Genomic DNA, 15,090 nt, shown 5'->3' with positions numbered 1-15,090 from the left:
GGGTCTTTTCTTCTTTCCAGAAGTCTACAAACGCTTCCCGTTCCAGTTTGAGGATCAGATCTTCATCAACTTCGCTGTTGTCTCTGACATGGCCGCCGCTAATGACATAGGCGATGCGTTTTGCTAAAAACGCATCGTATTCGGTGATAAATTTGCCATGCAGCATATTGAAAATTTCAGCGTCAATCATGCCCTGGGCCGCCTCTCCTAAAACCTTTATCTTGCGTTTGACCGGCGGCGCATAGCCTGCATCCACCATGTTCAACACTTCTTTCTTGGCTGCGCTGATCAGATAGTCGCGGTTGAATACGATTCTGTCATTGGGCCCCAGAAATCCATTGGCCCTGGCATCGGCAGCCGAGGTTGAGAACTTGGCCATAGCGATATTCATAAACGCCGGTACAAAGAATTTTGCAAGATCAACATCGGTCACCGCTTGCGGTATGCTGCTGATAAACTTCTTCCACAGGTTCAGACAGCCGCCCCCGGCAGGGAGCAGACCGACGCCGATCTCCACCAGTCCCATGTAGAGTTCGGCGTGAGCTACGATGCGGTCGGCTGCCAGGCACACCTCGCAGCCGCCGCCAAGGGCCATGCCGTAAGGTGCGGCTACAACCGGGAAGCTGCAATATTTTGCTTCCTGGAGGCCGTTCTGGGCGATCTGTAAAAAGGCGTCGATCTCCGTATATTTTCCTTCCAAAGCCAGCGAGGCCATAAAGTTGAGATCACCGCCAACGGAGAAAGCCCCCGGCATGCCGCCGGCCTGATTGCCGATTACCAACCCGGCTCCATTGGCATCAACATACTCGACAATTTTTTGCTGAAATTCAACAATTTCCTTGTTCAAGGTATTCATCTTGGTATGGAATTCCAGGCAGAAAACATTATCGCCAAGGTCGATCAGCGACGCACTGCTGCAAGTTTTGGCAACCTTGTCGGCCCTTCTGAGGACATTCAAAGAAATAACGTTTTCGCTTGCGACCAGCGGTCGGTAGTCCTGGGTAACAAAGTCGTAATAAGCCATGCCGCCGTTGGCCTGCCTGTAAAAAGATGTATGCCCGGCTTCCAGCATGGTCTTGATCGAGGCCGGCACCTTGAGTCCTTCTTTTTCCATTTTTGCAACCGAAGTCTGCAGGCCGATGGCATCCCAGGTTTCAAACGGTCCCATTTCAAAATTGAATCCCCACTGCATGGCTTTATCGATTTCAACAATGGTATCGGTTATTTCGGGGATTCGGTTGGCAGCATAGATCAGATTTTGAGCAATAACTTTCCAGGCAAAAACAGCACCTTTATCTTCACCGTAAGCCAAAGCCTTTATCTTCTCGGGCAGGGTCTTGGCCTTTTTGGACGCGCCCAGGCAAGGGAAATCCGGTTGGTCATATTGGGCATATTCCAGGGTTTGCGGATCAATGACCTTGTAGATCTTTTCCCACTCCGGCGTCAAGTCGGTCTTGTAAAAGCCGCTGTGGGTTTTTTTGCCCAGCAGGTTCTTTGCGATCATCTGGTTAACGAATTCGGGCAGCACAAAGCTGTCGCGAGCCTCATCGTCAACTACAAGGTCGTAGGTGTTTTGCGCCACGTGACCCAGGGTATCAAGGCCCACAAGGTCCGAGGTTCTGAACATGGCGGTTTTCGGTCTTCCAATGGCCGGGCCGAAAAGAGCATCGACCTCGGGAATGGTGAGGCCTTCCGTGAGCATCAGCTGCATGGCTTTGACCATTCCCTGAACCCCAATGCGATTGCCGATGAAGTTGGGAGTATCCTTGGCCCACACAATACCTTTGCCCAGAATCCTTTCCCCGAAATCGGCCATGAACTCTATTATTTCAGGAAGCGTTTCCTCGCCCGGAATAATTTCCAGCAATTTCATATAACGGACGGGATTAAAAAAGTGCGTTCCCAAGAAATGCTGCCGAAACTCCCGGTCAAGCCCCTGAGACATTTTTTTCAGGGGAATTCCGGAGGTGTTAGAAGAGATAATCGACCCCGCTTTCCTCACGGGCCCAATGCGTTTAAACAGGTCCTGCTTAATTTCTATGTTTTCTATGACGGCTTCTACAATCCAGTCGCAATCTGCCAGCGTGTCAAAATTGTCTTCCATGTTGCCAATGGTAATACGATCAACATCCTTTTGCTGCATGAGCAGCGGCGGGCTCGACATGATTAAGGTATCGAGTCCGGTTTTGACGATTCGGTTGCGCGCCGCCGGGTCCGACTTTTCCTCATCTTTCAAATCGAACGGAACGATATCCAAAAGTATGGTTTTTATGCCGGCACCGGCCAGAAGGGCGGCAATGCCGCCGCCCATTACGCCGGAGCCGATCACGGCCGCCTGCTTTATTTTTCTGATCATAATAACCTCCTATTTATTACAGTTGATGAATGATCATTCATTCATTTAACAGAGCTGATATTTATATGTCAAGCAAAAACATTTAAGGTTGCGAATGATTCAAAAGGACTATAAAAAGAACAATACCACCGGGTTATAATAGTATCGGACTTTTTTCGCTTTATTTGTTCATGTGTTTCATAGGTTTTTATTTTCTCGGAACATACTGAATAAATATTCATTTTGCCAGGCGGACCTTTACATCGGCCGGCGGTTGTGTCACTATTAAGCTATTGTGATGGTTGATGATAGCTGTTTAAGAGTTTTCCAGAAAAGGACCGGCAAAAATGACTCAAAAAAATGATATTGTCCTCATACACTTTGAAGATCAACCCCTGGCATTTGCCAGAATTGAGGATATTTCCCCTGATATAAAAAAAGACTGGTATCATGTTAAAATGCTGCTGCTGCAAGTGCCCCTTCAGGTCGTAACCTGGATTTTAAGGGATGCTTATATAAATGGTACTGAATTCACCATGAGCGGTAAAAGAATGCGGATAGAAAAAGTTGTCTGCCCCCAAGAACCTGAAATAGAGGAAGAAAAAAAAGAAGAAGGGCTCAAAAAATCTACCAATCAAAAAGTAATATCCTTGGCTGACCTTAAGCAAAAGTGATGAATTCGTAAAAAGTAAAATTTTCACTTTTTGCGATCGTAAATATTAATGAAATCTTCTCAACAAATAGTTATATCGGCTTCCAGAAGGACTGACATTCCGGCCTTTTACATGAACTGGTTTATGCAGCAAATCCAAAAAGGCTCCTTTGAGGTCATAAACCCCTATAACCGCAAGGTGACCGTAGTACCGGCCACATCTGACAAAGTCCACACCATTGTTTTCTGGTCAAAAAATTTCGGCCCGTTTATCGAAGGCGAACACGGTCAAGCGCTGGCGGCCATGGGATACAATCTGTTTTTCAATTTTACTATCAACTCAGACGATGCGCTGCTGGAACCACAGGTGCCGCCTTTAAAAGAACGTCTCCAGCAGCTTGATATACTCTGTCAAATGTTTAGTGCCGGCAGCGTAACCTGGAGATTCGATCCGATCTGTTATTACAAAACCAAACAAGGAGATACGCGCGACAATCTATCCGATTTTTCTTTGATTGCAGCCCGCGCGGCTGACTGCGGCATCGGCAGATGCATCACAAGTTTTATGGACCATTATCCTAAAATTCGCAAACGCACTGCATCGATACCGGGATTTACGTTCGTGGATCCGCCCTTGGCAACAAAACAAGATATTCTGCTTAACATCTACCGCACACTCACAACCCGAAATATAGATCTTTTTACCTGTTGTGAAAGAGAAATTTTAGAAACCCTGCCCGTTGATACGGGGGTCGGGCAAAGCGCGTGTATTCCCAATCGCCTTCTAACCGAACTTTACGGCGGGAACCTTAGTTTTAAAAAAGACGCAGGTCAGCGGATACAGGACGGCTGCGGCTGCATGGTCTCTAAAGACATCGGGTCGTATCAGCAGCAGTCATGTTATCATAACTGCCTGTTCTGCTACGCCAACCCGGCTTCCGGCAAATAGTATTTTATTAACCCGTGAAAATCAGTGAAATCTGTGGTTAAAAACATAATGAAAATCGGATCCGTTGAACTTGACAATATTACTGTTTTGGCGCCGCTGGCGGGAATTACCAATTTGCCCTTCCGACTTTTGGCTAAAGAAGCAGGCTGCGCTCTGGTCTGTTCGGAAATGGTCAGCGCCAATGGACTGATCCATGGATCTAAAAAGAGCTATGAGCTGCTTGCAAGCCGTCCTGAAGAAAAGCCGCTGTCGGTTCAGATATTCGGATCCGATCCAACTATTATGGCGGAAGCAGCCGTACAGGTCGCGGCTTCAGGAGCCGATATTATTGACATCAACCTGGGCTGCCCGGTCAAAAAGGTGCTCAAGGCCGGCGCCGGTGTGGCCCTCATGCAGACGCCCGCAAAAGTTGAAGCCATAATACAAACAGTCCGCAAGGCGGTGTCGATCCCGGTTACCATCAAAATGAGAACCGGTTGGGATGCGTCAGGGAGCCAGGCGTTGCGAATCGCTGAAATCGCGCAAGACAATGGAGTTGACGCTGTTACTCTGCATCCACGCACCGCCGCCCAGGGATTCGGGGGTAAGGCCGACTGGTCGCTGATTGCCACGGTCAAAAAACATGTATCCATCCCGGTGATCGGGAACGGAGATATTGTTGAAATTGAAGATGCTATCAAGATGCAGGCAGAGACCGGCTGCGACGCCGTCATGATCGGAAGGGCCGCTATCGGACAGCCATGGATTTTTTCACAGGTACTGGCACTGCTCAAGGGCGATGAGGCGTCCCCCCCGGAACTTGCACAACGATTTGAAGTAATGACGAGATATTTGCAAGACTCAATAACATTCTTTGGAGAAAAGCGGGCCTGCCGGATACTGCGCAGTCATCTGGGCTGGTTTGTAAAGGGGCTGCCTTTCAGCAGCAGGTTTCGCGAATCATTAACGCAGATCTCGTCACAAGATGAGGCCTTAACGCTTATCAATGCTTACAAGGAAAAATTGCGAAGTCAAACGCCTGAAGATGTGGATGGGCATTAGCTAAGTCAACAGGTTCTGTGCCGGGCGGAATGCGAGAATGTTTTATTCCGCATTTTAATGCACGCCAGGTTTAATGCGGCATTAGCGGTGAGTATCAAAAGGAGTATCGATCGACTTTAGGGTCATTGCGCTTCCATTTACCTGCAGGTAAAAAGCCGGGTATTCGGTCCAAGCCCCTGTATTGATATACCTGATTCCATTATAAACCCTATCCTCAGGGTAGTGGGTATGGCCGCAAACAACTGTTTGAAATCCATTTTCAAGGGCGCAATTCACCGCATTCATCATTACATTTTTTCGCAGGACGTTGTATAAGAGCTTCCATTTCTTGGCATATTCGGCTACATGTACAGGTCTTGCCCCCAGCTTTACCCTCACATCGTGCATCAGTTTGAAGGCCTTTATAAAGTCTTGATTCCTGGGCATGATTTCATCGAAATCGTACCCATGGATGATTAACAACCTGTTTTTTAGGCTATAAAAACTTTTAAAACTTACCTTTCCAAACCCATTCGCGGGACATTTGCTATCATGATTACCCTGCACCCAAACGACACTCTGAGCGTAAGAAAGTCTTTTGATGAGACGCAGGATGCTTTGGTGGGGAGGCGCTAATTGTGCTTTGGGATTGTCGATGATATCGCCGTTCAGTATGAGCTCATAATCTTGGGGAATGCTTTTTAGAAAACGTTCAAATTCCTGATAACAAAAATGGCGTGAACCCAGGTGCAAATCGCTGACAATAATAGCGTTCATTTTAAAACCTTGACACACTCTGGGCAAATAGAGGATCTTGCAACAACTTCCTGGCAAACTTCAAATATTTGTTCATTATGGCCCGGACTGCAAGTTGCAGAGCATATGATCTGATCGGTTTTTCCAGTAAGTAGTTAATGTTTGAGGAAATGCACATATCGACAATATCATCACTGGCCTTTCCGGAGATAATGATGGCGTCATCATAGGCGGAAGCGAACTTTTCGGCGATGGCATCCAAGAAAAAAAATCCGCTTTTTCCGGCAAGAAATACATCTACTATGAAAATTGCAATACCGGTTTCCCGATTTAAGCAATGTTCTATGGCCTCATCAACATCCAAAAAACTAATTACATCACCCCAGATATAAAAACTTTTAACGATCTTAAAGATCAACTCACACACACCGGGATCATCATCAACAATGATTACATCCAATCCATCAGACATGCTTGTCTCTCCTTGTTTTAAGTGGAGGTCACAAAAGCGGTTTTCGAGAATGGAAATTTGCCCGCATTGTCATCTTCAAGATGGCATAAACAGGAAAATATATCAACTGGCAGCCAGGTTCTTTAGTTAGAGACCTTTGAAAGGGGGAAAATATCACACTGGCCATATCGCTTGTATATTGGTTCCAGCCCCCTTGGCCGATTTTATTGTAAATGATCCCCCTGAAAGTTCAGTTCGTTCTCTCATGCTGGCCAGTCCGAAGCCTCTCATGGAATTCTTATCATAAACGGCCTCTTCAATAGCAAATCCCTGGCCGTTATCGTTAATCGCCAGCTCTATCTTGTCGCCGGTTTTTTTCAGATAAAGACGGACAAGGTTGGCCTGGCTGTGTTTGGCGGCATTATTGAGGGCTTCCTGCATGATTCTGTAAATTAACGTTTTTAACGTGGCAGGAATTTCATGTTCCTTGACGGCGATCTCTTTTTCAATCCTGATCGTGGAATAGATGCTTTCAAATTCTCTGCAAAACCAGGTAATCGTTGCCAAAATTCCCAAATCGTCCAGAATCGAAGGCCTGAGATCTCGCACGATTCTGCGGACTTCTTCAATGGTTTTTTGAGTCAGGGGGATAATCGATTCCAAGGATTCGATTTTTGAGGTGACCACGTCTTTACGCAACTTTTCGATTGTGTTTTCAACGCTGAATTTGATGGCGCTCAAGGCTTGTCCAATACCGTCGTGGAGTTCCCGGGCAATCCGTTTTCTTTCAGTTTCCTCAGCGGACAGAAGTTGACTGGAAAGTATGCGGAGTTCCTTTTCCGATTTCCGCAGGGCTTTTTCGGTCCGTTTGCGTTCATTGATGTCGAAAAAGACCCCGCTCACATACTCAATCTGACCGTTTTTGTCGCAAAGTATATGTCCTCTATCCTGCAGCCAATGAACTTCCCCGGCTTTGGTTTTGATTCTATATTCTCTCACATATGATTTATCGGTTTTTAGGGCCTTCACGAAACTGTACCTTGCTGTTGCAAGATCTTCTTTTATTATTAAATCCGACCATTTAATTTTTTTGGAATTAAATTCTTCTTTATTAAATCCGGTTAACAGCTCAATTTTATCATCAACGAACTCAACCGCCCAGTCTTTGAATCCCCGGTAGACAATACTGGGAAGATTATTCAACAGCAACCGGTATTTCTCCTCGCTTTTACGTAAGGCCTCCTCTCCCTGCTTGCGTTCGGTGATGTCGCTGATAAAACCGACCATGCGGATAGGTATTCCTTCTTTGTCGTAAATCGCCTGCCCGCGAGAGTGGTGCCAGCGATATTGGCCGACTCTATGGCGATACAAATATTCCACATCGTAGGTTTTACCCTTTTCCAGATGATTGTGCAAGGCCTCTAATATACGATTATAATCCCCGGGGTGCACGTTTGAAGCCCAATTGTCGAATGATTCCGAAAATTCCGAATCTTGATATCCGAGCAGTTCCCTGAGACGCATGGAGGAATATACTCTACTGGTGGTGATGTGCCAGTCCCATAAACCGTCTTTGGACCCGCGCACCGCCAGATCGAAACGCTCCTTGCTCACCCGCAGCGCCGTCTCCACTCCTTTACGCTCTTCTATTTCACGTTTAAGTTGTTCGTTGGCCATTACCAGTTCAGCGGTACGTTCTTTCACGCGATGTTCAAGATCTGTATGGGCTTTAGGAAGTTCCTTCTCGATCAGCCGGCGTTTAGAAATATCACGAATAATTCCAACGGCACACCACGCACCTTGAAGCTTTACGGCAGATAAAGAAAGCTCTACGGGGAATTCTAAGCCATCCTTTCTTAGGGCTGTTAACTCGAGTGTTTTGCCGATAGCTTTCCCCCGGCCGGTTTTCTTAAAACGCGTAAACCCTCTGTCAAAGGCTTCGAGATGTCTTGCAGGCATTATGATGCGGTGCAATTGTTTGCCGATGATTTCATTTTTCGAGTAACCGAAAATTATCTCGGCGGCTTCATTCCAAAATGTAACCTTGCCGCGGTCGTCCATCATGATGATTGCATCCTGGGCCGCAGAACTGATACATTGAAATATCTCCTTATTTTCCCACATCGCTTGCGCCGATCTTTGACTGGCGTCCAATGCCCGGTGGTTATGTGGTGCCGAAGCGGCTTTACTTTTTAGTTCTTTCACCTTTAGCTCCAGTTATGCATGAATTTATTTTGCGGTTAAAAATATGTCCTCGACCGCTCTATCGCGAAAATCCACGAAAATTAAAAAAATACAACAATTATGACGGTTTCGCAGCGTATTCGGGGTAGTTATAGCTATTGAACGGTGTGGCATTACGAATTAGCATTCCAGACTGGTATAGTCAAAACGTTTTTACCGGCATATTCGCGATAGCCCGGATTTCTGATTATTTCATTTGATGTTATTAGTGGGAATTGGGGATAAAGCAGGACAATGAATCGTATCAGGGGCATGCGAATCATAAATTACGGTTAAATATATGTCATTCACGGAGGTGTTTACTACGGCATGTTCAACATCGGGTGGAATTTCAAACAGGGCCGGTTCGGAATCGCCAACCATAATTTGATGGACCGAACCTGCCTTGGCGGCCTTGAAAACAATTTTTGCTTTTCCTCCAAAGACAAAGATCCATTCCGTGGCATTTGTATGATAATGATTACCTCTTACGGTTCCAGGCTTAAGCGAGACCAGGTGCATACTGCCTGAAAATCCATCTGAAATACCCAATGCGTCCAGAGGCTTGATCCCCCAGCCCCTTTCGTCTTGCCAGGTGTTCTTTTCTAATTTGACCTGTTTTACAGTATCCATAACCTATGGTGAATCTGGTTGCCAAAAAAGAGTGTAAGGTCATTTGTTATAGTTAAGTTTTTCGGCAAGTCCTCCTCTTCTAAGATACTTTAGATAACACGAATAAGACTCATCACAGCTATCAACTATGGTCTTCAAATAATCAATATTGGCGATAATCGATTCCTGATACAAGTCCCGATCGAGGTCCCAGCGGTTTTTAAAGTGGAACCGCATGAATGCAAAGACATTATCGAATCCTTGGCTTAATCTTTGTAGTGCCACGTATTTATAAAAGTTTTGAGTTTTTTGAAGCAGTTCCAGCTCTGATCCATATCCTGGCATACCGGCTTCCTCAAATTCCTTAAAGAGCATGAATAGTTTTTCCAAATACTCCCGGTCGGCCATTTGTGCCAAAAGGTCGGCTGACCCCACTATTTTGCCTAACATCACAATGTCATTGGAACGAAAAGGAATATCCTTAATTTCAAGACTCAGTATTGTGCACTTGATGATGTGGGTGCAATCTTCAAGATCCTGTTTGGAAAAAGATTTTTGGGATAGATATTGTTTCATAAATATGATGCTGCGCTCCTCGTGGCCGATGGTATATTTGGCCCCGGAGCCGTTTACATCAGAATCGGTCTGGATAAAACCGATGTCATGAAAAATGGCCCCAATCAATCCCAGTAAAATAGTTTTTGCAGAAAACGAATGCCCCTCCATAAAGGCGCCGTGAATCAGGCGGCCGGCGGCCAGTACAACCGAGCTTGTATGTTCCAGGTCATGATATTTTGTATTGCTGGCCCGATAGCCTGGAAAATCTCCCTCGAACAGCATTTTAATATCGGCACAAATCTGTTCGAACAGTGCATGATCAAAATTATTAACCATCAGCGCAACAATGTATCTAATTTCGTCGAGGACACTTTGCGGATTAGTTAAATCGACGAGATCGTACAGTTTGACGCCTTCTTTTTTCATAATTTTCCTTTTTATCCGGGCGCATTCCATTGCGCTGAAGCCAAAAAAATACCCGGCAAAGACCACATTCTATAATTGCGAATTACCATGCGGAAATCATTAACTCAACAAAATTTTAAGAAAAATGAGCAATATGCTGTTCTCGTTTTCAAATGCACATAAAAATGTGCACAGATTAACAATTTTATGTGCACATTTTCCTGGCAGCACCCCTAAATTTTAAATCTATATGCAAACAGCAAGGAACAATTATATCCAATTGAAGTTGTCGCTAGAGCCCGCATAACGGGGAGTTTCAAGAAGCCAACCAAAAAATATCCTTACATCGCCCAATCAATTTTCAGCATATTGCTCGCTTGGCACGGAATTTGACAGTATAACCACTAGTGCCTATCCATAAATGGCCCTTTTTGCCCTGCTCGGCGGTCTCCGCGGGTTTCCGGCTGCGGCGTACAGGCGTATGCCTCACCGCAAACCCTTGTGCGGCCTTGATCAGGACAAAAATTGTTCATTTCTGAATTGGACACCCATCAAGTTCATTTTGGATTCGTGGATGGACACAAGCTGGTTTCATAAGTCTAAAGTGATACCCTAATTGAGTTAAAACTCAATGTGTCAGTTGTTTGTTGTCCGTTGTCAGTTGTAAATCTAACTCGATTTATCCGGCGTTATTATAACGCTTTGGCTGAAGATTTATAAATCAAGACTTTAATTCCTCTAAATTAGCTACGGACAACGGACGACGAACAACGGATATCGAGCGTTTCGCTCGATTAGGGTGATACAGATCTTTTAATATGGTAATTAGGAGGGTAGCATGAACAAACTCGTTCTTATTGATGATGAAGAAGGCGTCCGGCGTAGTGTAGCCCGGGCTCTTAAACGCGAATCCTATCAAACATATACGGCTGCAAATGGGGAGGCGGGGATTACATTTATCAAAAAAAACAGAGACCAGATCGCCACGGTAATTTCTGATTACAAAATGCCGGGCTTAAACGGTCTGGAAACACTTGCGGCCATCGGATCGATCAATCCGGAAATTACCCGGATAATTTTGACGGGATATGCCACCATGGAAGCCGCCATTCAAGCCACAAATGAAGGCATAGACGGTTTTCTGACAAAACCCTTTGATAATGTAGAGCTCCGGGCTAATATACACAAAATATCCGTACGCAAGCGCCTGAAACAGTTTGTACCTGAACAGATCTATAAAAAAATAGAAAAATCACCGATTGCCCTGGACCCCACATTTCATGAAGTTTCGATCCTTTTTTCCGACATTCGCGGTTTCACGCATATGTCCCAGAAAGTTCCGCCGGCAAAGCTTGCGGCATTTTTGAACAACGATTACTTTACGCCTATGGGTGAAATCGCCTACACGCATAACGGTATGGTGGACAAGCATATCGGTGACAGCATTATGGTGGTCTTTGGATCACCGGTTGAGCGCCGGGATGATACTATCAGAGCTGTAAAAGCCGCTGTGGCGATGCAGCAAAAAGCAAAAGAGATCGACCGGGTCCTGGCAACCCAAAATGGACTTAGACTTAAAATTGGGATTGGTATTGCTACGGGAAGCGCGTTTTCGGGCATTATAGGCTCATTGAGGATAAAGGAGTTTACCTCCATAGGCATGCCGGTTAATATTGCCGCTCGACTTCAAGGAATGGCCAGGGCGGAGGAGATTCTTATTTGCGACACAACCTTTCAAAAGCTTGCCGGTAAGATAGATGCAAAACCCCTGCCTCCGGTGGCCGTCAAAGGGCTTGACGGACCGATTACCGTTTACAAGGTAAAATACTAGCAGAGCGCCGCCTCAATATCAGACCAACGATTTGTTAGTAGTCTGATTCGGTTGCCTGAAACTAAGTGATGCTGGATACTGGATGCTCGATACTGGATATTTTTAAAGAGCATTTTTTTTGTCAAGCATCCAGAAACCAGCATCCAGAAACCAGCATCCAGCATCCGAGTGCTACTTGCACCCTAATAGGTTTGCGAAAAATAAAGCCTGATAATTTCAAGATTTACAAACCACATCTTCAATGATATTTATTTGAAGGCGCGTTTTGATACAGACAAGAAATTCATCTCTGATTTTATTATTGACCACAATATATGTTCGCTGGATGAAAAAATAAAAACGAAGCTGTTAAAAAATGAATATTCAAACAAGTCACAAGATTATCAGAGGTGATAGTCGATGTATGATAGAATTACAGGATAAATCTGTTCATCTTGTAATTACGTCACCTCCATATTGGCAATTGAAAGATTATGGAACAAATGAACAAATTGGCTTTAATGATAGCTACGAAAATTATATTAACAACTTAAATCTTGTTTGGAAAGAATGCTATCGCGTTCTCAACAATGGTTGCAGGCTGTGTGTAAATATCGGAGATCAATTTGCTCGTTCGGTTTATTATGGAAGGTATAAGGTTATTCCAATAAGAACAGAAATAATTAAATTTTGCGAAAGTATTGGTTTTGATTATATGGGCGCTATAATTTGGCAGAAAAAAACAACAACTAACACTACTGGAGGTGCCAGCATAATGGGAAGTTTTCCTTTCCCACGCAATGGTATTATATCAATTGATTATGAATTTATTTTATTGTTTAAAAAACTGGGCACTCCAAAAAGACCTGACAAAAAAACCAAGGAACTGTCAAGGATGACAAAAGAAGAATGGAAGGAATATTTCTCAGGCCATTGGAATTTTGGCGGCGTAAAGCAAGATGGTCATATTGCAATGTTCCCTGAAGAACTTCCCAAAAGATTAATTAAGATGTTTTCATTTGTCGGAGATAAAATTCTTGATCCATTTCTTGGAAGCGGGACAACCTCGCTTGCTGCCAAAAATCTCGACCGAAGTTCAGAGGGTTATGAAATTAATCATGAATTTATTCCTTATATCAAAAAAAAACTACAGGCAAACCAACCTGGACTATTTGGAACCAAATATGAATTTATCGAACAGGAGAGAATTGATGTTGATTTTAACAAAGCGATCTACAAGCTTCCATATGTTTTTAAAGATTTTCATGCTTTTGACAAAAAGATTGATCCTAAGAAATTGCAGTTTGGTTCAAAGATAGATAAAAATGCGCCGAATAGAGAAGAATATTATTCTGTTAAAGAAATTATCAGCCCAGAACTTATCAGGTTGAGCAATGGCTTGACGGTTCGTTTAATTGGCATAAAGGAGGATGTAACGACAAACGGAGAAGCTGTTGAATTCCTGAAAATAAAAACAAAAAACCAAAAAGTATATATGAAATTCGATAAGATAAAATATGATGAAGACAACAATCTGTTTGGTTATTTATACCTTAAAAACAAAACATTTTTGAATGCCCACTTGATAAAAAGAGGCCTTGCCTTTGTCGATGAGCAGGGAGAATATCGACACAAAAATAAATTTTTGAATTTGAGGAAATCATGAATGCAGAGATTGATACTATTTATGGTCAGCTTGAATCAATTGTCAATTACAAGATAGAACCAGCACCAGATGACTGGGATAGAACATATGGGGTTGATTTTTATATAAAAGTGAACGCTAAATATATAGGAATCCAGATTAAACCAATTTCTTCCGGACAATCTATCAATCAGTATCAATGGGTAGAAATGCATCGAAAAAATCATGAGCGATTTAAAAATGATTTGGGGGGCAATGTGTTTTTTATTTATTCTGTCAAAGGTTCAGGGAAAAAGAAAAAAATTTACAATGCAGATGTGATTGACAAAATCATTAAAGAAATAGAACGATTAAGACACTAAATATTGTGGCTCTTAGAAAAAGAATTGAAGATTCCAGTTTTCGATCATCCCCCGGATAGCATCCTAATTATTAGCTCTGCACATGAATTTGTCTATCCTCCTTTTTTATTTCTACAAACGTTGACCATAGCATTGACCAAGCGCCGTTGAAGCACTTATATCATATTGATATATTGTTATTATTTGCTTTTGGTAACCCGGATAATTTAGACGGGATATGCCGCCATGGAAGCCGCAATTCAAGCCACAAATGAAGGCATAGACGGCTTTCTGACAAACAGGGAGGCAGCAATCATAGGTGCAATCCTCACAGGCATCCAGTAAGTGGGAAGGTATAGGTTAATAGAGCTTGTCGATTGCAGGGCGTCTGCCGGCGTGCAATTATGGGCAATGTTCTATCTAAAGGCGAAACCCCTTTAAAACGCCTCTCATATCTCCTGTTCGAATCCCTTTTTGATCATTTCATATATTTCCAGCGATACACGAATTTCCACCCGGATTCGGTGAAATTCAATTGCTTTACTCCAGCCAGTCTCATCCACCAGCCGCTGAAAATGTGCGGCCCGAACTTCCACCCCTCTATAGCCGGGGGCGTTTTCTTATTTATCTCTTGGATTTGCCGTCATTCGTTCGCATATTTAAATTAACTCGTAACAGCGTATCACTATAACACGCGAGGCCTATATGCGCAAACTCGCCGCCATCATGTTCACCGACTTGGTGGGCTACAGCGCCCTGTCACAGAAGAACGAGGCGTTGGCCCTGGAGCTGCTGGAGGAGCACCGCGGGCTGCTACGCCCCCTCTTCACCCAGCACAACGGTACCGAGATCAAGACCATAGGCGACGCCTTCCTGGTGGAGTTCGCCAGCGCGGTGGAAGCGGCTCGGTGCGCCGTCGATATCCAGAAGGCCCTGACCGCCCACACATCCGTCGTAGCCCCCGAGCGGCGTATCCAGGTGCGCATCGGCCTGCACGTGGGGGACGTGGTGTTTGAGGGGGACGACGTGCTAGGGGACGGGGTGAACATCGCCTCACGGATCGAGCCGCTGGCTCCGCCGGGGGGCATTTGTCTAACCGAATCTGTTGCCGAGCAAGTGCGCAACAAGATCGACCAACCCCTGGAATTACTGGGCGAGAAGGAACTGAAGGGTATCAAGACGCCGGTGACGGTCTACCGTGTTGTGATGCCCTGGGAGAATAAAGCCGGATTATTGGGTCAAGTGCGCGTGGCGCTCCGCAAGCCATTGCGTGCCCCCTTGGTCCAAGCAGGCATGATTGCTCTCCTGATCGCGGCGGGAGTGATCTGGTGGC

Annotated in this window: 13 protein-coding genes; 7 read left to right on the top strand and 6 right to left on the bottom strand. The window is 44.7% G+C overall.

The features are described from left to right. Positions 1-2,356 (bottom strand): 3-hydroxyacyl-CoA dehydrogenase NAD-binding domain-containing protein (locus V3S16_RS05405; protein ID WP_413883654.1); only part of this gene is annotated, 2,356 nt, incomplete at its 3' end. Positions 2,357-2,682: 326 nt separating this feature from the next. On the opposite strand from V3S16_RS05405, the gene V3S16_RS05400 reads away from it, so the two are divergent. The 3 genes from V3S16_RS05400 to dusB are packed head-to-tail and all read left to right on the top strand — an operon-like array spanning position 2,683 to position 4,977. Continuing rightward, positions 2,683-3,009, top strand: coding sequence for a hypothetical protein (locus V3S16_RS05400; RefSeq protein ID WP_413883653.1), 327 nt, complete (start codon positions 2,683-2,685; stop codon positions 3,007-3,009). 48 nt (positions 3,010-3,057) lie between these two features. Continuing rightward, the gene (locus V3S16_RS05395; protein ID WP_413883652.1) at positions 3,058-3,936 is read left to right on the top strand and encodes a DUF1848 family protein; all 879 of its coding nucleotides are present in this window, start codon (positions 3,058-3,060) and stop codon (positions 3,934-3,936) included. A 48-nt stretch (positions 3,937-3,984) separates the two neighbouring features. Further along, positions 3,985-4,977 (top strand): tRNA dihydrouridine synthase DusB, encoded by a 993-nt coding sequence (dusB, locus tag V3S16_RS05390; protein WP_413883651.1) that lies wholly within the window; start codon positions 3,985-3,987, stop codon positions 4,975-4,977. 81 nt (positions 4,978-5,058) lie between these two features. Here dusB and V3S16_RS05385 read toward each other — a convergent pair whose 3' ends face one another. The 5 genes from V3S16_RS05385 to V3S16_RS05365 all read right to left on the bottom strand — a co-directional run bounded on the left by V3S16_RS05385 (position 5,059) and on the right by V3S16_RS05365 (position 9,982). Further along, positions 5,059-5,733 (bottom strand): UDP-2,3-diacylglucosamine diphosphatase, encoded by a 675-nt coding sequence (locus tag V3S16_RS05385; RefSeq protein WP_413883650.1) that lies wholly within the window; start codon positions 5,731-5,733, stop codon positions 5,059-5,061. A 1-nt stretch (position 5,734) separates the two neighbouring features. Next, a complete protein-coding gene (locus V3S16_RS05380) occupies positions 5,735-6,184 on the bottom strand; it encodes a response regulator (RefSeq protein WP_413883649.1) in 450 nt (149 codons plus the stop codon). A gap of 153 nt (positions 6,185-6,337) precedes the next feature. Continuing rightward, complete coding sequence (locus V3S16_RS05375) at positions 6,338-8,368, bottom strand: PAS domain-containing protein (protein WP_413883648.1); 2,031 nt, start codon at positions 8,366-8,368, stop codon at positions 6,338-6,340. Positions 8,369-8,599: 231 nt separating this feature from the next. Next, positions 8,600-9,019 (bottom strand): cupin domain-containing protein, encoded by a 420-nt coding sequence (locus V3S16_RS05370; RefSeq protein WP_413883647.1) that lies wholly within the window; start codon positions 9,017-9,019, stop codon positions 8,600-8,602. A gap of 39 nt (positions 9,020-9,058) precedes the next feature. After that, a complete protein-coding gene (locus V3S16_RS05365; RefSeq protein ID WP_413883646.1) occupies positions 9,059-9,982 on the bottom strand; it encodes a hypothetical protein in 924 nt (307 codons plus the stop codon). 817 nt (positions 9,983-10,799) lie between these two features. On the opposite strand from V3S16_RS05365, the gene V3S16_RS05360 reads away from it, so the two are divergent. The 4 genes from V3S16_RS05360 to V3S16_RS05345 form a co-directional block, all read left to right on the top strand. Next, positions 10,800-11,792, top strand: a complete 993-nt coding sequence (locus tag V3S16_RS05360; RefSeq protein WP_413883645.1) for an adenylate/guanylate cyclase domain-containing protein — start codon at positions 10,800-10,802, stop codon at positions 11,790-11,792. Between the two features lie 403 nt (positions 11,793-12,195). Then, positions 12,196-13,437 carry a DNA methyltransferase gene (locus V3S16_RS05355; protein ID WP_413883644.1) on the top strand — a complete coding sequence of 414 codons (1,242 nt, stop codon included), beginning with the start codon at positions 12,196-12,198 and terminating at the stop codon, positions 13,435-13,437. Beyond that, on the top strand, positions 13,434-13,778 hold the full coding sequence (locus V3S16_RS05350) for an MjaI family restriction endonuclease (RefSeq protein WP_413883643.1): 345 nt from the start codon (positions 13,434-13,436) through the stop codon (positions 13,776-13,778). Before V3S16_RS05355 ends, V3S16_RS05350 begins: the two co-directional genes overlap by 4 nt. A 684-nt stretch (positions 13,779-14,462) precedes the next feature. Continuing rightward, the coding region (locus V3S16_RS05345; RefSeq protein WP_413883642.1) for an adenylate/guanylate cyclase domain-containing protein at positions 14,463-15,090 on the top strand (628 nt) is incomplete at its 3' end.

The sequence above is a fragment of the Candidatus Desulfatibia sp. genome (assembly GCF_036446775.1).
Classification (GTDB): Bacteria; Desulfobacterota; Desulfobacteria; order Desulfobacterales; family UBA11574; genus Desulfatibia_A.
The sequence above is the reverse complement of the archived record's forward strand: the minus strand, read 5'-3'. Positions and strand labels throughout refer to the sequence as shown.